We start from the raw sequence: 21,611 nt of genomic DNA on the forward strand, positions 1-21,611 counted from the left end.
AGTAGGCTGTCGGGAATTTTCTGACAGCTATTTTAGTATGTAGTAAAATTAGCAGTATATTTGTCGAATTTCCAAGGAAATAATCAAAAAATGGAGAGGGTATGAAATGAGAGAGAAAATTAGAGTGGAGTTAGCAAGAATTGAACAAGAGAATGATGTGAAAATTTTATTTGCAGTGGAATCAGGGAGTCGTGCTTGGGGATTTCCATCGAAAGATAGTGATTATGATGTTAGATTTGTTTATATGCATCCGGTAGAGTGGTATTTATCAATTCATGATAAACGAGATGTAATTGAGTATCCGATTAGTGATGATTTAGATATAAGCGGGTGGGATATTAAAAAGGCGTTACAGTTATTCGCAAAGTCAAACCCAGCTTTACTCGAATGGATTCGATCACCGATTTTCTATTCGAAAAACTCTCATTTTCCAGAACAGCTTCAGCAAATGAGTGATAAGCACTTTGATCCAAAAGCAACGATATATCATTACTTACATATGGCTTCAAAAAATTATCGTGAATTTTTGCAAGGTGAGAACGTAAAATTGAAAAAATACTTTTATGTATTGCGTCCGATTTTAGCTTGTAAGTGGCTAGAGGAGAAAACAACTTTACCACCTGTAGAATTCGATCGATTGATTACAGAATTATCGTTAGAACGTAGCGTATTAGATGAAATTGAACAGTTGTTAATAAAGAAAAAGGCAGGTACTGAATTAGATGTTGGATTAAAAATTGAGGTGTTGAATCAATTTTTAGAAGAACAAATTCATTACTATCAGCAATATGTAAAAGGAATTGAAAAGGGATCAGGAATCGATATTGAGAGTTTAAATACATTGTTTCGAGATATGTTGTTTGAAGTATATGAAAAAGGGCACAAGTGAGTTTGTGCTCTTTTTTTATTTTGTAGGAATAAAGAAAACAGATATAGCTGCAAGAAGACCCGCGAATGAGAATAAGTAAAAATTCCATGCTAAGTCATATTGCATTGTCATAATAATACCGACAAGAATAGGACCAGCAATCGCACCAACTCGGCCAAGTCCAAGTCCCCAGCCTAAGGAGGTAGCTCGGATATGGGATGGGAAGTATTGTGTTACATATGCATTTAATATTTGAGTAATACCGACTGATCCAATTCCAGCAAGGCCGATTAAAAGATAAATGATTGTAACAGATGGTTTAATTGTTAATAGTCCAATACATATAGCTGCCATAAGATAGGAGATGCTAATAACAATTTTAGCCCCTATACGATCCGCGATTGCTCCAGCAAATAATGCACCGATAGCGGCAGTAATATTTAGCATAAGTAAAAATGATAGACTAGATCCAAGAGGGTATCCTGCTTGGCGCATCATCTGCGGTAACCAAGTGTTTAAACCGTATATTAAAAACATTCCCATTATATAAGTAATCCAAAAAAGCAGCGTCGCTTTTATGTACTCTTTTGAGAATAACGTAAGAAATCCATTTTTCTTTCGTATATTAGGTGGGGCTTGATGAGTTTCCTCTTTTGCATTGAATTCAATTTGAAAACGATTAAGGATTTGTTCCACTTCTTCTTGTCGATTACGTGATAACAAAAATTGAATGGATTCAGGTAAATAACGAATGATGAAAGGAATGAGGAGTAGTGGAATCATTCCGATGCCAAACATAATTCTCCATCCGAAATCTTCTAACATAAACATAGACAAAATAGCACCTAACACGATACCTAAAGGATAGCCAGTAAACATAAGAGCATAAATAAAAGATTGTCGCTTTTTTGGTGAATATTCAACAGTAAGTGCTGAAGCTGTTGGAATAACACCGCCTAATCCGATTCCTCCGATAAATCGAGATAAACCAAATAATTCAGGGGAAGGAGCAAGTGCAGCAAGGCCCATTGTGATGGAGAAAAGTGCTAAACAGCATATAAGCGTCCATTTTCGTCCAATTAGATCTGTAATGGTTCCAACTAGAATAGCGCCAATAAACATCCCAAATAAAGCATAGCTAGCAATTGTACCAGCGTGTGCCGGTGAAAGTGCCCAGCTTTTGTCTTCTAGGAGCTTTGGCAGAACGGCACCGTAAATACCTAAATCATATCCATCAGCTAGAATGGCTAGCCAACAAATAAAAACAACAAGTTTTGTAATAGAGCTTGAAAAGATAGTTTTTGTAGATTCTAGATGAGGTGAAGCTGAAGTTTGCATAGTATTCCCTCCTTTTATTTATAGATAAATATATTATTTTATTTGATGTTAATATTTCCCTTCTTATGTCGAAGTTTATCTGAAAAGGTTTTATAACAAATAAAGAAGTTCAACAGGAATCCTGTTGAACTTCTTTATTTGTTTACTCATTATCAACTCGTTTTAACGGTTGATCTGCTGGACCTTCCATAACATCTCCCTCAATTGAAAAGCGGGAACCATGGCAAGGGCAGTCCCAAGTACAATCACCATTATTCCATTCAACTTCGCAGCCGAGATGTGTACAAGTTGTATCGACAATATGTAATTTCCCATCTTTGTCCTTATAAGCACCTGCTCGTTTCCCATTAACATGTACGACAGATCCTTCACCAACTTCGAGATCTTCTGGCTTACGTAATGCGGTTTCAATCTTTCCTTCAATTAAATGTTTCGCAACATCAATGTTCTGGGAGAGGAATGTTTTTATATCTGGATTTGCATGGAAGCGTGATGGTGCATACAGCTCCTTATAGGGATTGTGGACTTTTAGAATGGAGTCCTTCAGTAAATGAGCGGCAGCAGTTCCAGTTGTCATTCCCCATTTACGATATCCAGTTGCAACAAATATATTTGGATTTCTTTCGTTAATATGTCCGATATAAGGAAGCTTATCTAGCGTGATTAAATCTTGTGCTGACCATCTATAGGGAACTTCATCTACTCCAAACGTTGCTTCCGCAAAAGAATACAGTGCTTCGTAATGAAGCATCGTGTTTATTCCTTGTCCTGTTTTATGACTTTCTCCGCCAATTAAAATTAATTGTTCTCCATTGTTTGTTGTATAGCGTAAGGAGCGTTTTGGATCATCAATACTTAAATACATGCCACCTGGATAATCTGTTTTTGCTTTAATGGCAAGAGCATAAGAGCGTTCTGCGTACATTCGTGTAAAGAAAAAGCTATTCGCATCATAAAAAGGAAAATGTGAACAAGAGACAACATATTCACAAGTGATGCGATGTCCGCTCTTTGTAATGATTTGTGGATAATCACCCTTTTCCACATCAATAGCTGTTGTTTGTTCATAAACTTTTCCACCCATCTCTACAAACTTTTCTAAAAGTGTTTTCAAATAAAGGAGGGGATGGAATTGTCCTTGGTTTTTCATGACAAGTGCAGATTGTACTGGAATCGGAATCGATAGAGATTGAACATAGTCACAAGGTATATTTAATTTTTGATAGGCTTCATATTCTTTTGATAAACTTCTTAATCCATTATCAGTAGTTGTATATAAATATGAATCTTCATTTGAGAAATTACAGTCGATTTTATATGTTTTCACCGTCTCATTTATAAATTGTAGAGCATGATTATTTGATTCATAGTAAAGCCTCGCTTTTTCCAAACCAAAATGATTTATTAATTCATCATAAATAAGATCGTGTTGTGCTGTTACCTTTGCTGTTGTATGCCCAGTCGTTCCATTTAAAATAAGACCAGAATCAATTAAAACAACATCGATGCCTTCTTTCGCAAGTAAATAGGCAGTAGTAATACCTGTAATACCGGCACCGATAACGGCAACTTTTGTCTTTATATTTTCAGATAAAGGGGGAAAAGCAGGGATTTGAGTAGATTCAATCCAATAAGATAATGGGAATTGTGGAAATGTATCGCTTGTCATTATAGAAACCTCCCGATTTTAGAACAATTTTCCTTTTAATATTTCCATAAGATATGAAATTCATGTGTGCTGTTTTAGAGAGAGCCTATTTTTATTAAAAGAAAGATAAAATTATTTTAATATAATTTTGGTGTTGTCGGTATGAAGAGATAGGAGTTGTGCAAAGCTAGATTCAGGTGAGTTTATTTGTTGTTTACACAGAGAGTTCTTGAATAAGATAGAGTCTATAGTATGTCAGCATATATATATGCATAATGGGTAAAACCTTATAAAATCTATGTTTTTTCTTTAGTGGAATAAAGTATGATTATAAAAATATAACCAACTTTTATTACTAGGTCATAAAAGTTGTTGACAATATGGAAATTCTATTGATATGATTCATCATGTGGAAAGGTTGATAGAGAGTAAAAAGAGAAATGTTTTTCATTGATAATAAAAGCGAAAAGATAAGTGACGATAGAGTGAGTATATTTTCCTTATACATAGATGCTTTTTAATCAGCTAGTAAAATCAATCTGGAAGCAAGAATTGATATATGTAAGTTGCGCAAGACGCGGCATAAGAAAGGGGCAAAAGGATGAAGGAGCTTCATACGTTTGGGTGGTATGCAGCACGTGTATCACCACATTTGCCGAAAAAAGCATTTAAACCAGTTCCTACACGTTTATTTGGTGGACTGGCTTATTTGCTTGTGGCATTGGCGGGGTTAATATCGATTGGTGTATTTGAATTGAATGTGTGGGCGAATCTAGGAATTGCGATTGTTCTTGGATTATGTTTTGCTTCACTTGGATTTTTAGGACATGAAATTTTACATGGAACTGTTGTAAGAAAAGCATGGCTTCGTGATTTTTTAGGCGCGATAGCATTTATGCCATTATCAACTGGCCCGAAGCTTTGGAGAAAGTGGCATAATGCAACGCATCATGTTCATACACAACATGAAGAAAATGATCCAGATGCATGGCCTACACTTGAGAAACTGAAAAAGAGTAAGTTTTTAAGGTGGGTATATCGCATGCCTCTTCATGTTCGTTCATTCTTTAGTTTTCTGTCACTAACCATTCAATTTACGTTACATTCGACTCGAATGTTCTTTCATTTTATAAAGGAATTTAAGTCATCCAATCAAAAATCTGTATGGCTTCAACTTCTTTTGCCTTGGACTGTTTGGATTAGTTTATTGTTTATTATGGGACCTGGAAAATGGTTATTTGCATATGTAATTCCATTGTTAATTGCTAACTTTATTGTAATGGCATATATCGCAACAAATCATCGCTTAAATCCAATTGTTCCAGTAAATGATCCGTTAGCGAACTGTTTATCAGTAACAGTGCCGCGCTGGGTAGACGTTTTACATTTCAATTTCTCATATCATACAGAACACCATTTGTTCCCTGCTATGAGCTCTAAATACTATCCGTTAGTAAAAGAGAAAATTAAAGAAATGTGGCCGGAACGCTATCATGAGATGCCAATGACAAAAGCTTTGGCAGCGCTATGGAATACACCACGTGTGTATTATCAAGGAAGTGAATTAGTGGATCCGCATAGAGAGCATTTCTATGGTTCTTTAGGAAATGGACTAGATCCTCATAATATTTCATATCGTGAGGAACATATAGAGGAAGAAGAGAGTATTAAAAAAGTAAATCAATAAAAATTGATATATTTTGCAGTGAAAAAGCAAGCCATTTCAGGCTTGCTTTTTTTTTATAAAGAGACTTCTTTTTTATTCTTTTTGCTAAATTGAACTGAATTTGTTTCTTTTCTTTGTAATCGTTTCTCTAAAAGATTAACAAAATAAGTAAATAGAAGAACAAGTACGAGGTAATATAAACCAACGATTATGTATGTATCTAATTGTTGGAAGTTACTTGCAGCAATTGATAAACCTGATCCCCATAATTCGGACAATCCTACATATGCAACGAGAGAAGAGTCCTTTAATCCAATAATAAACTGATTTCCTAAAGGAGGAAGAGATTGACGAAATGCTTGCGGTAATACAATACGGCGCATTGCTAAAGGATAAGGCATACCTAAAGAACGAGCGGCTTCCAATTGTCCACGGTCGACAGATTGAATGGAACCGCGGAAAATTTCAGTAATATATGCACCGTTATGGATTGCTAAAGCAATTGCTCCTGCCCAAAAAGGAGTGAAGACAATAATCGATGTAATACCGAAATAGAGAATGGCAATTTGAACAATTAAAGGTGTACCACGAATAATGGCGATATATACATGAGCAATACTATTTAAAATCTTATTGTTAGAGATTCGAAAAAAAGCGAATAGTAATCCAATTAGTGAACCAAGTAATAGGGATGTTAGTGTTAATTGTAATGTGACAATAGTAGCCTTTAAGAGTGTGGGATAAGTAGACATAAAAATTTCAAACATATGTGTCACCTCATATTGTATGGATTTTGGTAGGGAATGAAATACCCCACATAAAAAGTGGGGCATAATGTATGAAACATTTGACTAGCTAATTTACTTCGTTTTTTCCTCTTCGCCGAGAATATTACGCCCAAACCATTTTTTACTGATTTTTTCATACGTACCATCTTTAATGATTTCATCTAAAGCTTTATTTACTTTCTCAACCATTTCTTTATCATCTTTACGAATAGCAATTCCCATTTCATCAAGATTTAATGGTTTTCCAGCTTCTTTTATATTTGATTTACCTTCTTTGATCATACGTAAACCAACCATTTGATCAGTGATTACTGCATCAATACGTCCAGGCTCTAAGTCCATAAGTGCAGTAATATCGCTGTCATATTCTGTGATTTGATCTGTATGTTTTGCAACAAGGTCTTTAAAGGTACTAGCCTTTACAACACCAATTTTTTTACCTTTCAAATCTTCTGGAGAAGAGATAGATGTATTCTTTTTAGTCACAAAAATTTGGGCACCAGAACGATAATAAGGATTTGAGAAACTAACAGCTTTTAAGCGTTCTTCTGTAATTGCCATACTGCCCAATATAGCATCATATTTTTTCGATTGTAGACCTTGAATTAGCGTTTCCCATGGATTTGTAATAGGAGTGGGTTTCATATTCATTTTTTTCGCAAGTGCCTCACCAATTTCCACATCAAAACCGGCAAGCTTTCCGTCATTTTCTTTATAGTTAAAAGGTTTATATAAGCCACTCATCGCATAACGAAATTCTTTTTTACCATTTGAAGAAGTAGTAGCACTTTCCTTACTACAGGCTCCTAGTATGAAGGATGTACATAATGTAATACTCGCAACAATGGTTAATAGTTTTCTTTTCATAAAACCCCTCCTATATATTGATCATACGGATGGTTTTAAGTATGTTACTGAGATATTTTATTTGGACAATTAGTTGTGCACCGTATGAATGTATTTCTTTTCATTTGAAACAGAAGTTACATTATAAAACGTTGCGTAAAAATTGTTTTGCTCGTTCATGTGATGGAGCTGAAAAGAATTGTGCTGGCGGAGCGTCCTCTACAATCTTTCCGTCATCCATAAATATGACGCGATCAGCTACATCTCTTGCGAAATTCATTTCATGAGTAACGATAACCATGGTCATTCCTTCTTCAGCAAGTTCTTTCATAACTTGCAATACTTCTCCAACAAGTTCAGGGTCTAAGGCTGAGGTAGGTTCATCAAATAGCATAATTTTAGGATTCATGGCAAGAGCTCGTGCAATGGCAATGCGCTGCTTTTGACCACCTGACAGGAGGTGGGGAGTTACATCTGCTTTATCTTGTAGACCGACTTTTTGCAAAAGCTGATTTCCAATTTCCTTTGCATTTGTTGTTTCTAATTTTTTTACATGGATAGGTGCTTCTATGATGTTTTCTAGTGAGGTCATATGAGGAAAGAGGTTAAAGTGCTGAAAAACCATTCCGACATTTTCACGGACTTTGTTTAAATTTGAATGCTGTGGATCAATTCGTTCACCTTGTAAGTGAATTTCACCTTCATCGTACATTTCTAAAAAGTTAAGACAGCGAAGTAATGTACTTTTACCGGAACCACTGGCACCAATTAAAACAACAACTTCTTTTTCTTTTACTTGTAAATCAATTCCTTTTAAAACATCAAGCGAGCCGAATGATTTTACTAGATTTCGAACCTGAATCATACAAAACCCCCAGTCAAAATATATTTTACAAATGTTGCCCCTTATTTCTGTTATTAGTCATAAATTGTCAGAATCCTTTATTTTTTTCGGGTAATTTGATATTCAAAGAAATAATGATTTTAAAAATCCCTATATCTTTCTATAACGAAAATATGGATAATAATATATAGGTAGTACTTATGTTGCTTATAAAAAGGGGGAAAGAAGAGATGGAAAAAGAAAGGAAGACATTTTCCTTTGGCTTACGTACACAACTTATGCTATTTACTACAGTTTTAGCTTTTATTACATATTCAACAAGTATATTTTTTATTTACGTGATATACGATTATTTTCAAAGTTATGTAAGTCAAACTGTTTATAATATTATCGTTATGTTATTAGGTGTAGTATGGTCTGGAATTTTAGCGTATGGAGCAGCAATCTTTTTAATTAAACCACTTCGAAAGTTGGAGGAGGCTGCAAGGAAAGCGGCCGATGGCGATATTCGTGAAGATGTCCCGTTACCAAAAACAGATGATGAGATTAAATCTTTAAGTGTTGCATTTAATATGATGCTTGGGAACTTAAGAGGTATGGTAAAAAATATTGATACTACATTTTCGTATACAAATAATCAAGTTCAGCAAATTAGAAGGCAAACAGGGGAAGCAACAAAGCAAGCACGAGGTGTGTCTGAAACCCTTGCAGAAATTTCTTCTGGCGCCGAGCAATCAGCAGCTTCCATTCAGGCGATTGTTTCTGCTGTTGATACAACAACTTCTATTGCGAGTGAAGTAGAAGAAAAAGCAAAACAGTCTGACGAGCTGTCTTTAGAAATGGTTCAAGCTTTAGGGCAAAGTACACGAGTCTTTACTTCTTTAATTCAAGGTATTCAAACATTGGCAAAAGAAAATGAAAATTCGATGCAAAATGTAAAGAAATTAGAAGAACGAATGAAACAAGTAGAACATATTGTTTCTGTTGTGAGTGAGATTGCTAGTCAAACGAATTTATTAGCACTGAATGCTTCTATTGAGGCAGCTCGTGCTGGAGAGCATGGAAGGGGCTTTGCAGTTGTAGCTGAAGAAGTACGTAAACTTGCCGATGAAAGCGATCATTCTGCAAGAAATATATCGCAGTTATTACGGAATATGCAAGAAGAAGTGCAACAAGTCGCATTGAAAATGACAGAGCAAGTGAAAACGGCTAAAGAAGAGGCGAAACGTGGGGAAGCTACTGAATTAATTTTAAAAGAAATGTCATCAAGTATTATGGAAGTTGCCGATGCAACGAAGCAAATTAGTGGCTATATGAACGAACAAGTGAGTCACATTCATCAAACCGGAGCACAGACGAAGGCTGTAGCAGCAATTGCTGAGGAAACATCAGCTGGTTCACAAGAAGTAGCACGTGTGACGTTGCAACAATCTAAAAATATGGTAGTAATCGATCAATTGTTAAAGGATTTAGAAAAGCAAGCAGCAGACTTGAAACAAACAATTGAACGATTTTCAATGTAAAAAGGAAGAACAGCATTCTGTTCTTCCTTTTTACGTATGAAAGGGTGGGATACTTTGTTGAAAACGAAAAACATTGCAAGGATCATATATGGTTTTCACTTTACGCAATCTTTGAAAGTTAGGGCCGTAATAACTAGTTTGCCAATTTTTAATGTCGATATCGGGCCAATTGATAAAGCTGTCTCGTAAATCTTTAACCGAGCATATGTAACGTGCGTGGACAAGAGCAGGTGAGGAATGAGATTTGCTTTTGTGAGAAATAAATAAAGCATAAGAATAAGGAATCTACATAGAGTTCAATGAAAACAGTTGCAAACTATTCATATTTTGTTATGATAGTGTTACGAAAACGTTTGCATAAATTTCTGATGGGATGCAAAAGGAGAGAATGACTATGAAAAAGACATGGTGGAAAGAAGCGGTTGCGTATCAAATTTATCCGCGTAGCTTTATGGATTCAAATGGTGATGGTATTGGAGATTTACAAGGTATTATTGCAAAACTGGATTATTTAAAAGATTTAGGTATAGATGTAATTTGGATTTGTCCAATGTATAAGTCACCTAATGATGATAATGGCTATGACATTAGTGATTATCAAGATATCATGGATGAATTTGGTACGATGGAAGACTTTGATGCTTTACTAGATGAAGTTCATAAGCGTGATATGAAGCTTATTATTGATTTAGTTATTAATCATACGAGTGATGAACATCCATGGTTTATTGAGTCACGTTCATCTAAAGACAATCCGAAGCGTGATTGGTATATTTGGCATGATGGTAAAGATGGTGCGGAACCAAACAACTGGGAAAGTATTTTTAATGGTTCGGCATGGGAATATGATGAAGTAACAGGACAATATTATTTACACTTATTCTCGCGTAAACAACCAGATTTAAACTGGGAGAATAAAGAGGTTCGCGAAGTGTTATACGATACAGTTAATTGGTGGCTTGATAAAGGAATTGATGGTTTCCGAGTGGATGCAATCAGCCATATTAAAAAAGAAGATGGTTTCAAAGATATGCCAAATCCAAAAGAACTAAAGTATGTACCATCTTTTGATAAACATATGAATGTGGATGGTATTCAACCTTTATTAGAAGAGTTAAAAGAAAATACGTTTTCTAAGTATGATATTATGACTGTTGGTGAAGCGAATGGCGTTAAGATTGAAGATGCTGAGCTTTGGGTTGGAGAAGAGCAAGGTAAGTTCAATATGGTATTCCAATTCGAACATTTAAGTTTATGGGATGCAGAAAAGAAGAAAGATCTTGATGTTGTAGGTTTGAAAAAGGTATTAACGAAATGGCAAAAAGGGTTAGAAAATAAAGGATGGAATGCTTTATATATTGAGAATCACGATAAGCCACGTATCGTTTCAACTTGGGGAGACGATAAACAATATTGGCGTGAAAGTGCAACAGCTCTTGGAGCAATGTATTTCTTTATGCACGGTACACCGTTTATTTATCAAGGACAAGAAATTGGGATGACAAATGTTCAATTCCCAAATATTGAAGATTATGATGATGTAGCAATTAAAAATTTATATCGAGAGAAAATTGCAGAGGGCGTATCACATCAAGATATGATGGAAATTATATGGGCTTCTTGCCGCGATAATTCACGTACACCTATGCAGTGGAACGATGAGATGAATGCTGGCTTTACAACAGGTGCATCTTGGTTTGGTATGAATCCAAACTATAAAGAAATTAATGTTGAAAAGCAAAAGAATGAAGAGAACTCTATTTTCAATTTCTATAAGAAAATGATTGCCTTGAAAAAAGAGCACGATGTACTGAATTACGGTACGTATGATTTACTTTTAGAAGATGATCCGCAAATTTATGCATATACTCGTACATTAAACGATGAAAAAATCGTTGTAATTAGTAATATCTCAAAAGAGGTAGCTGTGTATAATGAAGGTTCATTTGCACTAGAACGCAAACGTTTGCTTTTAAATAACTATAAAGTTGCGGAAAATGAACAAGTAACTTCAATCACGTTAAAACCTTATGAAACAAGGGTTTATCGCATTTCATAATAAAAAAGGATGCTCTTAGAGCATCTTTTTTTATGAAAAAAAATAAATTTCTGTTGCAAAGTGAAAACGCTTTTATTAAAATAGATTTATGAAAACGGTTGCGTAAAGATAAAAATAAAGTAACGTAAGGAATCGTTTTCATAATAGAAACAGAAATTATCATTTAAATCATTATGTTGTTATAAATAAAGGGGAGGAAGAACAGATGAAAATTACGTCTTTTGATTTTTGGCAAAAGTTCGGGAAAGCATTATTAGTTGTTGTAGCTGTAATGCCAGCAGCTGGTTTAATGATTTCTATCGGTAAGTTAATTGGGATGTCTGCTGGGGATATTAACGCAGTTCATACAATCGCTCGCGTAATGGAAGACATCGGTTGGGCAATCATTACAAATCTACACATCTTATTCGCAGTAGCAATTGGGGGATCTTGGGCGAAGGATCGTGCAGGTGGTGCATTTGCAGCGCTATTAGCATTCGTCTTAACAAACAGAATTACAGGAGCTATATTTGGCGTAAACGCTGAAATGTTAGCTGATTCAAAAGCGACAGTTTCTTCAGTATTAGCAGGAGATTTAGTTGTAAAAGATTACTTTACTTCTGTACTTGGTGCACCAGCATTAAACATGGGAGTTTTCGTAGGGATTATTACAGGTTTCTTAGGAGCTACTCTATATAACAAATATTATAACTATAATAAACTACCACAGGCATTAGCATTCTTTAACGGAAAACGATTCGTACCATTCGTTGTAATTGTTTGGTCTACAGTCACTGCAATTGTATTATCACTTTTATGGCCGTTCATCCAAAGTGGATTAAATGAATTCGGTCGCTGGATTGCAGCATCTAAAGATAGTGCACCAGTTGTTGCACCATTTGTATATGGAACGTTAGAGCGTTTACTATTACCATTCGGTTTACATCATATGTTAACGATTCCGATGAACTACACAGAGCTAGGCGGAACATATACGATGTTAACTGGTTCAAAAGTTGGACAAATTGTAGCAGGACAAGATCCTTTATGGCTTGCATGGATTACAGACTTAAATAATTTACTAGCAAATGGAGATACGAAAGCATATAACGATTTATTAAATAACGTTGTACCAGCTCGTTTCAAAGCTGGACAAGTTATTGGCTCAACAGCAGCGTTAATGGGTATTGCTTTCGCGATGTTCCGTAATGTTGATAAAGAAAAACGTGCAAAATATAAACCAATGTTCTTATCGGCTGCATTAGCAGTATTCTTAACAGGTGTAACAGAACCAATTGAATTCATGTTCATGTTTATTGCTCCAGTATTATATGTTGTATATGCAATTACAACAGGACTTGCATTCGCATTAGCAGATTTAATTAACTTACGTGTTCACGCATTTGGATTTATTGAATTAATTACTCGTACACCGATGATGGTTAATGCAGGACTAACAAGAGATTTAATCAATTTCGTTATCGTTTCATTAGTGTTCTTCGGTCTGAACTTTACATTATTCAATTTCTTAATTAAAAAATTCAATTTACCAACACCAGGACGTGCAGGTAACTATATTGATAATGAAGATGAGTCATCAGAAGGAACAGGAAATGTACAGGATGGTTCATTAGCAACAAAAGTTATTGATTTATTAGGTGGTAAAGAAAATATTGCTGACGTAGATGCTTGTATGACGCGTTTACGTGTAACAGTAAAAGATTTAGATGTTGTTGCACCAGAAGCACAGTGGAAACAAAATGGTGCTTTAGGACTTATCGTAAAAGATAAAGGTGTACAAGCAGTATATGGTCCGAAAGCTGACGTATTAAAGTCAGACATTCAAGATATGTTAGGTGCGTAATAAGATGAAATTGCTAACTTTAAACTGTCACTCTTGGCAAGAAGAGAATCAACTGGAAAAGATAAAATATCTTGCTAAAGTCATTCAAGAAGAAGAGTACGATGTCATCGCATTGCAAGAAGTAAGTCAGTCGATACAAGCTGAAAATGTATGCGGTAACAAGAAAGAAGATAATTTTGGACTTTTACTATTAGAAGAGTTAAAAGCATTACATGTAAAAGATTACAATATTACTTGGGATTTCTCTCATATTGGTTATGATGTGTATGAAGAAGGATTAGCGATTATAACGAAGCATAATGTTGTAAAAGAAGATACGTTCTTTATTTCAGAAAATAAGGATACAACGTATTGGAAAACACGCAAAATTGTAAGTGCGACAATTGCTTATAATGATAAGAACATCACGTTTTACTCTTGCCACCTCGGTTGGTGGAATGATGAAGAAGAATCATTCAAAGATCAAGTTAATCGTTTGATGGGGCGTGTAGATAGTAATGAACTTTCCTTCTTAATGGGTGATTTTAATAATAACGCTCGTTTACAAGGTGAAGGCTATGAATATATGATGCAAAAAGGTTTGTATGACACATATGAACTAGCGATAGAGAAGGATGAAGGAACAACTGTCCAAGGTGAGATTGCTGGTTGGGATGAAAATAAACATAACTTACGAATCGATCTAATATTGTGTAACCAAAGTGAAAAAGTTTGTTCTTCAAAAGTCATTTTTAATGGTACGAACAGAAATGTAATTTCAGATCATTTCGGTGTAGAAGTACAAGTAGATATATAATAGAAGAAATCCTCACAGATGATGAAAAGCTGTGAGGATTTTTTTGAGGAATACAAGTATTGCCAAGATAAAATACTTGTATTTTTTATGACATTTCCTATATATTTGTTATTATTGAATGTAAAACTAATTTGGTCATTTTGTATGCATACTTTTTTTACTTCGTTATATAATGAAGTAAGTGAAATATTTAATGGGAAAAATAGTGTATTTTCGTTTAATCCACGATGTAGAAAGTGATATAATTGCAAAATGTATGTATCATTTTCTAAAGAAGGAAAAATATATAATTAGGTGATAACTTCTATGAAACAAATTTGGCGTATTTATAAGACAGATTTACGGAATGTAGCTAAACATTGGGCTGCAATTGTTATTGTTTTAGGATTAATGATTTTACCATCGTTATATGCATGGTTTAACATTAAAGCTTCTTGGGATCCATATGGAAATACAAAAGAGGTTCCCATTGCCGTTTCTAACCAAGATGCAGGCTCTAATTTAAGAGGGAAAGATATCAATATCGGGGACGAGATTGTAGATTCTCTAAAGAAAAACAAGAATCTTGGTTGGAAATTTGTAGACCAAAAGCAGGCGATTTACGGAGTTGAGCGTGGGGATTATTATGCAAGTATTACAATCCCAAAAGACTTCTCTGAAAAAATTGCAACTGTTCTGGATGAAAATCCACAAAAGCCAGAACTTGATTACTATGTAAATGAAAAAGTAAATGCGATTGCACCGAAAATTACAGCAAAAGGTGCATCAGGTATTACGGAAGAAATTAGTAAAAACTTCGTTAAAACAGCAAACGGTGAGATTTTTAAAATCTTCAATGACCTTGGAATCGATTTAGAAACAAACTTACCAAGTATCGAGAAAGTAAAAGACCTTGTCTTTAAGTTAGAAGCGCAGTTCCCAGAAATGAATACATTAATGGATAAGGCGTTAGATGATGCAACTCGAGCAGAAGATGTTGTGAAAGTGGCGCAAAAAGAGTTGCCGGTTGTAGAGAGTGTTATTAATGATGGGCAGGATACACTTAAGAGTTTAGATGCGTTCTTTGCGAGAAATGATGAAACATTGAATCGTGCTCCGGGAACTATTAAGAATAATTTAATTGCAATGCAAACAGGTTTGAATGGTGCGGCGGCAATTACGGATTTCTTAAAAAATCCATCTGTTGATTTCAATCTGGCACTTCCAGATCCATCTAAATTCCCAGTGTTACCTAATATAACTATTCCGCAGATACCAGAATTACCGCAGGTGAATGGTCAATTGTATAAAGATATAGCTAAAAATATTGATCAAACTGTAAATAATGTATTCGGCTCAATACGTGTTGGAACAACTTATGCACAAGGAGTTATAAACGGGTTACAAAATGGTAATTTTGATCCAGAAAAAGCGAAACAAGATCTTAATAAGGTTTCTGAGAATCTTCAAGGTCGTGTGGATAGTGTTTCATATTTAATTGATGTCTTTACTAAATTTAAAGAATCTGCACCAACTGATTCTGGAAAAGACTTCTTCCAAAGACGTATAGATAAATTAACGAATCTTAAATCAGCTATAGAAAATGCAAATGGTGGCGTTAAAGATATCGCTAATATTATAGGTACAGGGCAAGAAGTGAAACAAGATGTAAGAGATGCTACTAATAAAAAGTTAGATGCAATAAATAATTTGGTAAACCAAGCGGAGGCAGATTATAATGCGACGTTTGTAGCAGATTTTGAAAAAGCGGTAAGTACGGCTGAACAATTAAAAGATAAAGCTGGAAATGCGCAACAGAATTTAAATCAAGAAATAAAAAAAGTTAACGAGATATTAGACAATGGTAGAGAAGGCTATGATCAGGCTGTAAATAATTACAGCAGATTAAAAACGGAGCTTGGAAAAGCAAGAGAAGACTTGAATAATAAAGGGATTAACGGATTAGATTCTACAAAAGTAGCTTTAAATGATATAAGAGGAGAGTTACAAGCTGGAAAGAATTTAGTTAATGATACGATTCCTGTTATGGAAAATGCGAATAAAGTTTTAGCAGATGTAAATAGTGATAAAAACATGAATAACACGATTGCTAAATTGAATAAATTAAAAGATGGTTTCCAAAAAGGAATCGATTTAACTGATAAAGGAATTGACGCTATTAATAAAGGTCAAAAACCAGCAGCAGATGTTATTGAAAGTATTAACGCAGTATCTAAAAGTACTTCGGCTCAAATAGGTGACATTTTAGCTAAATATGACTCGGAAATCACTCCAAATTTCAATGCAGCAATTGCTCGCACAAAAGAGATGTCTAAAAACACATCTCAAATTTTAAAAGAAGCAGACAAAAAGCTTCCAGATGTTAAAAAATTACTAGAAGATTCATCAAAAGGCTTAGTAGACGGTAGAAAAAAATTAGCAGATATTAAAGCTGAAATGCCGGAGACTGAGAAAAAGATTAAAGAATTAGCAAATAAAATTCGTGATTTTGAATCTGAAGAGGATTTAAAAGACATCATACGCTTATTAAAAAATGATGTTGAAAAGCAAAGTGATTACTTCGCGAATCCAGTCAATTTAAAAGAGAATAAGTTATTTGCGATGCCAAACTACGGTTCAGCGATGTCACCATTCTATACAGTGCTTGCATTATGGGTAGGCGCATTATTAATGGTTTCATTATTAACAGTAGAAGTGCATGAAGAAGGCGCGAATTATAAGAGCCATGAAATTTACTTCGGACGTTTATTAACATTCTTAACGATAGGTCTTTCACAAGCGTTTATCGTATCGATGGGAGATATATTCTTGCTCGGTACGTACGTAGTCGATAAGTTCTGGTTTGTGTTATTTAGTTTATTTATTGGTGGAGTCTTCGTTTGTATTGTATACTCACTTGTTTCTATTTTCGGAAACGTTGGGAAATCGATGGCGATTATTTTACTTGTACTGCAAGTAGCAGGATCGGGCGGAACATTCCCAATTCAAATGACACCAGCGTTCTTCCAAGCAATTTATCCGTTCTTACCGTTCACATATGCAATTAGTGCAATTCGTGAAACAGTAGGTGGAATGCTTTGGGATATCGTAACGCGAGATTTACTTGTGTTAAGTGCTTTCGTAGTAATTATGATTGTTGCTGCGTTATTACTGAAAACACCAATTAACAAATCGAGTGAAAAGTTTGTTGAGAACGCTAAAGGAAGTAAAATTATTCATTAAAAATAAAAGGTTCCTACCGATAGTGGTAGGAACCTTTTTGTTTAATCGAATTTTAACTTCTTTAATGCTTCTGCGAACGGATTGTTTAATGGTTCTTCTTCTTTGTTCTGCTGTTTCATATATTTTTGAACGTCGCGTTTATCAGCTTTGCTTCCAGATTCCTTTTTACGTCTTTCTTGGAATGTGGATAATTTCTCACGATAGCCACATTTACATGCAAAGATTTGTCCTGCACCTTCACCACGTAATTCTAACTTCTTCTTACATTGCGGACAACGAGCGTTTGTTGTACGAGATACATTTTTACGATGACCACATTCACGGTCTTGGCATACAAGCATTTTTCCTTTTTTGCCGTTTACCTCTAGCATTGGTTTACCGCAGTCTGGACAAGACTTTGTTGAAATGTTGTCATGTTTATATTTTTTATCACTCGATTTAATTTCAGAAACAATTTCTTTCGTATAGTTCTTCATTTCTGAAATGAATACTTCTTTTTTCAGTTTACCCTTTGCAATTGCTTCGAGTTTTTGCTCCCATTCACCAGTTAGTGTAGGAGATTTCAGTTCTTCTGGCACTAAATCAAGTAGCTGACGGCCTTTTGAAGTAATGTGAATATCTTTACCACGTTTTTCAAGTAAGAACGAATTGAATAACTTGTCGATAATATCTGCGCGTGTCGCTACAGTACCTAATCCACCAGTTGATTTTAACGTATCAGCAAGTTGTTTGTTTTGCGTATCCATATATTTTGTAGGATTCTCCATTGCTGAAAGTAAAGTTGCCTCGTTAAAACGTGCAGGTGCTTTCGTTTGACCTGATGTTTGCATAATTAACTTTACAGTTAATGTATCGCCTTTTTCAATGCGAGGTAGAAGTTGCTCCTTTACGTCATCCATTACATCATCATCTTCAAAGCGGTTTTCATATACTTCTTTCCAGCCGGCATGTAAAATTGTTTTTCCTCGTGCAATGAACGTTTCATTGTCAACTTTTGTGCGTAACGTTAGTTGTTCGTATTCGAATGCTGGGAATAAAATGGCTAAGAAACGTTTTACAACTAAATCATAAATTTTACGTTCTTTATCTGTGAAGGCGGAGAAATTAACGTATCCTTCTGTCGGAATAATTGCGTGATGATCGCTTACTTTACTATCATCAACAAATGATTTATTAGCCTTGATAGGCTTTTGTAATACTTTATGTGCTAAAGGACGGTATTCTCCAACGCCACATGCTTTTAGACGCTCTGGAAGTGTTCCAACGATATCAGATGAAATATAGCGTGAATCTGTACGAGGATACGTTAGAACTTTATGTTGCTCATACAATTTCTGCATAATGTTTAATGTTTCTTTCGCAGAGTAACCGAACTTTTTATTTGCATCACGTTGTAATTCAGTTAAATCGTAAAGACCAGGAGAGAATGACTTCTTCTGTTTTTTATCAATTTCCACAACGGTAGCATTATGCTTATCTAAACCTTTTACAATACCATCAATTTTTTCTTTATTAAAACTGCGGCTATTACCATTTGCATCTTGCCAAGTTAGTTTTAACTGATTCGTTGTTTGTGCTTCGATACCGTAGTAAGTTTGAGCTTTGAAGTTCTTTATTTCATCTTCACGATTAGCGATCATAGCGACAGTAGGTGTTTGTACACGGCCGCAATTCAGCTGGGCATTAAAGCGAGTCGTTAAAGCGCGAGTCGCGTTAAGACCGATGTACCAGTCAGCTTCTGAACGTGCGACAGCCGAAGCGTATAAATTGTCATATGCTTTACCTGGTTTTAAATTTGCGAAGCCATCTTTAATTGCTTTATCAGTAACAGATGAAATCCATAAACGCTTAATAGGTTTTTGTATTTTAACTTTATCGATAATCCAACGTGCGACTAATTCGCCTTCGCGTCCAGCATCTGTCGCTACAATAATTTCATTTACATCTTTTCTAAGTAGCTGACTCTTCACAGCATTAAATTGTTTCCCTGTTTGTTTAATAACCGTTAATTTCAAGCGCTCAGGTAGCATCGGTAAATCTTCTAAATTCCACTGTTTATATTTCACATCATAGCTTTCTGGATCAGCTAATGTAACGAGATGACCTAAAGCCCAAGTTACAATATATTTACTACCTTCAAGGTAGCCATTTCCTTTTTTATCGCACTTAAGTACACGCGCAATATCACGTGCAACGGAAGGCTTTTCAGCGATTACAACGCTTTTTACCATATTTAAAACATCCTTTCAAATTTCCATACGTTAACTATAGCATACATCTTCTTGAGATTCAGTTTCGCTCCAGATTTGAACGTTTTTTAGTGGGATAACATCTGTTTGAGGGTGAATGATGGCGACAGAACATAATATGCGCCATGATGAGACTATGAGAAATAGATACTTATTTATTATGCTTATTGTTTTATTAGTTGCTCCTATATTAAATAGAAAAGTAAAGAACTTGTTATTTTACTAGAATAAGAGTAGACTTTGAAGTAGATGAATAATAAACACATGGGAGTTTGTGGATGCAAACTGAGAGTATGACTAATCCGTCATTGACCATTTGAACCTGTTGGATAATGCCAGCGTAGGGAGAGTGTAAAAGCACATGTTCAGGCACTTTGCGTACGCGCAAAGTGCCTTTTTGTGTATCTCCCATCACTATAGTTAGGAGATGAAAAGGATGAATATGAAAGAAATTAGTAAAGTAGTGGATTTGGTGAGAGAGTCTAATCCACTCGTGCATAATATTACAAATGTTGTTGTAACAAATTTTACAGCTAACGGCTTGTTAGCGTTAGGAGCATCACCTGTAATGGCGTATGCGAAAGAAGAAGTAGCAGAAATGGCTAGCATTGCGGGAGCCCTTGTTTTAAATATGGGTACACTTCGTCCTGAAGAGGTAGAAGCGATGTTACTTGCTGGTAAATCAGCAAATGTGAATAATGTACCAGTACTATTTGATCCAGTTGGTGCAGGAGCAACATCGTATCGAACAGAAGTTGCGAGACATATTCCGGCTGAAATTGATTTAGCGATTATCCGCGGAAATGCAGCTGAAATAGCGAACGTTATTAATGAGAGATGGGAAATTAAAGGGGTAGACGCCGGTGTTGGAAATGGCAATGTCGTAAGTATTGCAAGGCAGGCAGCGGATGAATTAAATACAGTAGCGGTGATTACTGGAAAAGAAGATGTTGTTACAGATGGAGAACGAACGATCCTTATTCGAAATGGTCACCCTATTTTAACGAAAGTTACGGGAACTGGTTGTTTACTAACTTCTGTAATAGGAGCATTTGTAGCAGTAGAAAAGGATTATGTAAAGGCAGCAGTAGTGGCATTAACGTTTTATGGTGTAGCTGCGGAACTGGCAGCTGCTAAGACAGTGGAAAAGGGACCTGGTAGTTTCCAAATTGAATTTTTAAATCAGTTAGCGAATACCACTTCGGGTGATATTGAGAAGTATGGGAAGATTGAGCTTATATAGTAAGGAGGTGAACTAGATGCCCTGTATTACAAAGGCTGAAATGTCTAGATTATTATCAGTATATTTTATTATGGGAAGTAACAATTGTGCGAAGGAGCCACTACAAGTATTGAGAGATGCACTTGAAGGTGGTATAACAATTTTTCAATTTCGTGAAAAGGGGGAAGGGGCTTTAACGGGAGAGAAACGTATTTGTTTCGCGAAAGAACTACAAGCAGTCTGTAAAGAGTACGGTGTACCATTCATCGTAAATGATGATGTGGAACTAGCTATGGAGTTAGATGCAGATGGCGTGCATGTTGGCCAAGATGATGAAGGAATTACTTCTGTTCGTGAAAAAATGGGTGATAAAATTGTTGGTGTATCTACACATACAATTGAAGAAGCACGCTGGGCAATTGAAAACGGAGCTGATTATTTAGGTGTTGGCCCTATTTTCCCAACGAGTACAAAAAAAGATACGAAAGCAGTTCAAGGAACGAAAGGTTTAGCTTATTTTAGAGAGCAAGGAATTACAATACCGATCGTCGGGATTGGTGGCATTACAATTGAAAATACAGCGTCAGTTATAGAAGCAGGTGCGGACGGCGTTTCTATTATTTCCGCGATTAGTTTAGCTGAATCTCCGTATGAAAGTACGAAGAAGCTAGTTGAGGAAGTAAATAGGGGTTTGTAGGA

15 protein-coding genes, 2 pseudogenes and 1 riboswitch are annotated in these 21,611 nt (G+C 35.4%); of the genes and pseudogenes, 10 read left to right on the forward strand and 7 right to left on the reverse strand.

The annotated features are described in order from the left end of the window. Positions 1-106: 106 nt before the first annotated feature. Positions 107-889 carry a nucleotidyltransferase domain-containing protein gene (locus tag AC1DMU_RS20545; protein WP_088061585.1) on the forward strand — a complete coding sequence of 261 codons (783 nt, stop codon included), beginning with the start codon at positions 107-109 and terminating at the stop codon, positions 887-889. Between the two features lie 15 nt (positions 890-904). Here the strand turns inward: AC1DMU_RS20545 and AC1DMU_RS20550 are convergent, their stop codons facing one another. Together AC1DMU_RS20550 and AC1DMU_RS20555 are read right to left on the reverse strand one after the other, a co-directional pair. Then, positions 905-2,206 carry an MFS transporter gene (locus tag AC1DMU_RS20550; RefSeq protein ID WP_088061587.1) on the reverse strand — a complete coding sequence of 434 codons (1,302 nt, stop codon included), beginning with the start codon at positions 2,204-2,206 and terminating at the stop codon, positions 905-907. Between the two features lie 142 nt (positions 2,207-2,348). Then, entirely contained in the window at positions 2,349-3,875 is a 1,527-nt protein-coding gene (locus tag AC1DMU_RS20555) for an FAD-dependent oxidoreductase (RefSeq protein ID WP_088061589.1), read from the reverse strand. 580 nt (positions 3,876-4,455) lie between these two features. On the opposite strand from AC1DMU_RS20555, the gene desB reads away from it, so the two are divergent. Then, entirely contained in the window at positions 4,456-5,541 is a 1,086-nt protein-coding gene (desB, locus tag AC1DMU_RS20560) for a Delta(10) desaturase DesB (RefSeq protein ID WP_064477210.1), read from the forward strand. A gap of 53 nt (positions 5,542-5,594) precedes the next feature. Here desB and AC1DMU_RS20565 read toward each other — a convergent pair whose 3' ends face one another. From AC1DMU_RS20565 to AC1DMU_RS20575, 3 genes are all read right to left on the reverse strand, one after another. Beyond that, entirely contained in the window at positions 5,595-6,287 is a 693-nt protein-coding gene (locus tag AC1DMU_RS20565) for an amino acid ABC transporter permease (RefSeq protein ID WP_000461606.1), read from the reverse strand. Between the two features lie 93 nt (positions 6,288-6,380). After that, positions 6,381-7,175, reverse strand: a complete 795-nt coding sequence (locus tag AC1DMU_RS20570) for an ABC transporter substrate-binding protein (RefSeq protein WP_088061591.1) — start codon at positions 7,173-7,175, stop codon at positions 6,381-6,383. Positions 7,176-7,296: 121 nt separating this feature from the next. Further along, on the reverse strand, positions 7,297-8,019 hold the full coding sequence (locus AC1DMU_RS20575) for an amino acid ABC transporter ATP-binding protein (RefSeq protein WP_064477213.1): 723 nt from the start codon (positions 8,017-8,019) through the stop codon (positions 7,297-7,299). Positions 8,020-8,393: 374 nt separating this feature from the next. Between AC1DMU_RS20575 and AC1DMU_RS20580 the strand changes: the two are divergent. Both AC1DMU_RS20580 and AC1DMU_RS20585 read left to right on the forward strand, forming a co-directional pair. Further along, a pseudogene (locus tag AC1DMU_RS20580) lies at positions 8,394-8,579 on the forward strand (HAMP domain-containing protein); the annotation flags it as partial. A gap of 15 nt (positions 8,580-8,594) precedes the next feature. Beyond that, on the forward strand, positions 8,595-9,521 hold the full coding sequence (locus AC1DMU_RS20585) for a methyl-accepting chemotaxis protein (RefSeq protein ID WP_414017849.1): 927 nt from the start codon (positions 8,595-8,597) through the stop codon (positions 9,519-9,521). 30 nt (positions 9,522-9,551) lie between these two features. Here the strand turns inward: AC1DMU_RS20585 and AC1DMU_RS20590 are convergent. After that, positions 9,552-9,734: pseudogene (locus tag AC1DMU_RS20590) on the reverse strand (BBE domain-containing protein); the annotation flags it as partial. Positions 9,735-9,915: 181 nt separating this feature from the next. Here AC1DMU_RS20590 and AC1DMU_RS20595 point away from each other — a divergent pair. The 4 genes from AC1DMU_RS20595 to AC1DMU_RS20610 all read left to right on the forward strand — a co-directional run bounded on the left by AC1DMU_RS20595 (position 9,916) and on the right by AC1DMU_RS20610 (position 17,441). Beyond that, positions 9,916-11,580 carry a glycoside hydrolase family 13 protein gene (locus tag AC1DMU_RS20595; RefSeq protein ID WP_060486900.1) on the forward strand — a complete coding sequence of 555 codons (1,665 nt, stop codon included), beginning with the start codon at positions 9,916-9,918 and terminating at the stop codon, positions 11,578-11,580. A 205-nt stretch (positions 11,581-11,785) separates the two neighbouring features. Further along, positions 11,786-13,423 (forward strand): PTS transporter subunit IIBC, encoded by a 1,638-nt coding sequence (locus tag AC1DMU_RS20600; RefSeq protein WP_000705549.1) that lies wholly within the window; start codon positions 11,786-11,788, stop codon positions 13,421-13,423. A 4-nt stretch (positions 13,424-13,427) separates the two neighbouring features. Then, positions 13,428-14,219: an endonuclease/exonuclease/phosphatase family protein gene (locus tag AC1DMU_RS20605; protein ID WP_088061595.1), complete on the forward strand. Its 792-nt coding sequence runs from the start codon at positions 13,428-13,430 to the stop codon at positions 14,217-14,219. 306 nt (positions 14,220-14,525) lie between these two features. Then, a complete protein-coding gene (locus AC1DMU_RS20610; RefSeq protein ID WP_088061599.1) occupies positions 14,526-17,441 on the forward strand; it encodes a YhgE/Pip domain-containing protein in 2,916 nt (971 codons plus the stop codon). A 41-nt stretch (positions 17,442-17,482) separates the two neighbouring features. Here the strand turns inward: AC1DMU_RS20610 and topB are convergent, their stop codons facing one another. After that, complete coding sequence (gene topB / locus AC1DMU_RS20615; RefSeq protein WP_088061602.1) at positions 17,483-19,672, reverse strand: DNA topoisomerase III; 2,190 nt, start codon at positions 19,670-19,672, stop codon at positions 17,483-17,485. A 272-nt stretch (positions 19,673-19,944) separates the two neighbouring features. Then, a riboswitch (TPP riboswitch) is annotated at positions 19,945-20,054 on the forward strand. A gap of 63 nt (positions 20,055-20,117) precedes the next feature. On the opposite strand from topB, the gene thiM reads away from it, so the two are divergent. Then, a complete protein-coding gene (thiM, locus tag AC1DMU_RS20620) occupies positions 20,118-20,933 on the forward strand; it encodes a hydroxyethylthiazole kinase (protein WP_350453582.1) in 816 nt (271 codons plus the stop codon). Positions 20,934-20,949: 16 nt separating this feature from the next. Then, entirely contained in the window at positions 20,950-21,609 is a 660-nt protein-coding gene (gene thiE, locus AC1DMU_RS20625; RefSeq protein WP_060486905.1) for a thiamine phosphate synthase, read from the forward strand. Positions 21,610-21,611 lie beyond the last annotated feature (2 nt).

This window comes from Bacillus sp. 01N45 (assembly GCF_056399205.1).

Bases quoted from the DNA above. Each gene is read 5' to 3' on its own strand.
- AC1DMU_RS20545 (WP_088061585.1), top strand. From the start codon at position 107: ATGAGAGAGAAAATTAGAGTGGAGTTAGCAAGAATTGAACAAGAGAAT.
- AC1DMU_RS20575 (WP_064477213.1), bottom strand. From the start codon at position 8,019: ATGATTCAGGTTCGAAATCTAGTAAAATCATTCGGCTCGCTTGATGTT.
- AC1DMU_RS20565 (WP_000461606.1), bottom strand. From the start codon at position 6,287: ATGTTTGAAATTTTTATGTCTACTTATCCCACACTCTTAAAGGCTACT.
- AC1DMU_RS20550 (WP_088061587.1), bottom strand. From the start codon at position 2,206: ATGCAAACTTCAGCTTCACCTCATCTAGAATCTACAAAAACTATCTTT.
- topB (WP_088061602.1), bottom strand. From the start codon at position 19,672: ATGGTAAAAAGCGTTGTAATCGCTGAAAAGCCTTCCGTTGCACGTGAT.
- thiE (WP_060486905.1), top strand. From the start codon at position 20,950: ATGCCCTGTATTACAAAGGCTGAAATGTCTAGATTATTATCAGTATAT.
- AC1DMU_RS20570 (WP_088061591.1), bottom strand. From the start codon at position 7,175: ATGAAAAGAAAACTATTAACCATTGTTGCGAGTATTACATTATGTACA.
- AC1DMU_RS20585 (WP_414017849.1), top strand. From the start codon at position 8,595: ATGGTAAAAAATATTGATACTACATTTTCGTATACAAATAATCAAGTT.
- AC1DMU_RS20595 (WP_060486900.1), top strand. From the start codon at position 9,916: ATGAAAAAGACATGGTGGAAAGAAGCGGTTGCGTATCAAATTTATCCG.
- AC1DMU_RS20600 (WP_000705549.1), top strand. From the start codon at position 11,786: ATGAAAATTACGTCTTTTGATTTTTGGCAAAAGTTCGGGAAAGCATTA.
- AC1DMU_RS20610 (WP_088061599.1), top strand. From the start codon at position 14,526: ATGAAACAAATTTGGCGTATTTATAAGACAGATTTACGGAATGTAGCT.
- AC1DMU_RS20605 (WP_088061595.1), top strand. From the start codon at position 13,428: ATGAAATTGCTAACTTTAAACTGTCACTCTTGGCAAGAAGAGAATCAA.
- thiM (WP_350453582.1), top strand. From the start codon at position 20,118: ATGAAAAGGATGAATATGAAAGAAATTAGTAAAGTAGTGGATTTGGTG.
- AC1DMU_RS20555 (WP_088061589.1), bottom strand. From the start codon at position 3,875: ATGACAAGCGATACATTTCCACAATTCCCATTATCTTATTGGATTGAA.
- desB (WP_064477210.1), top strand. From the start codon at position 4,456: ATGAAGGAGCTTCATACGTTTGGGTGGTATGCAGCACGTGTATCACCA.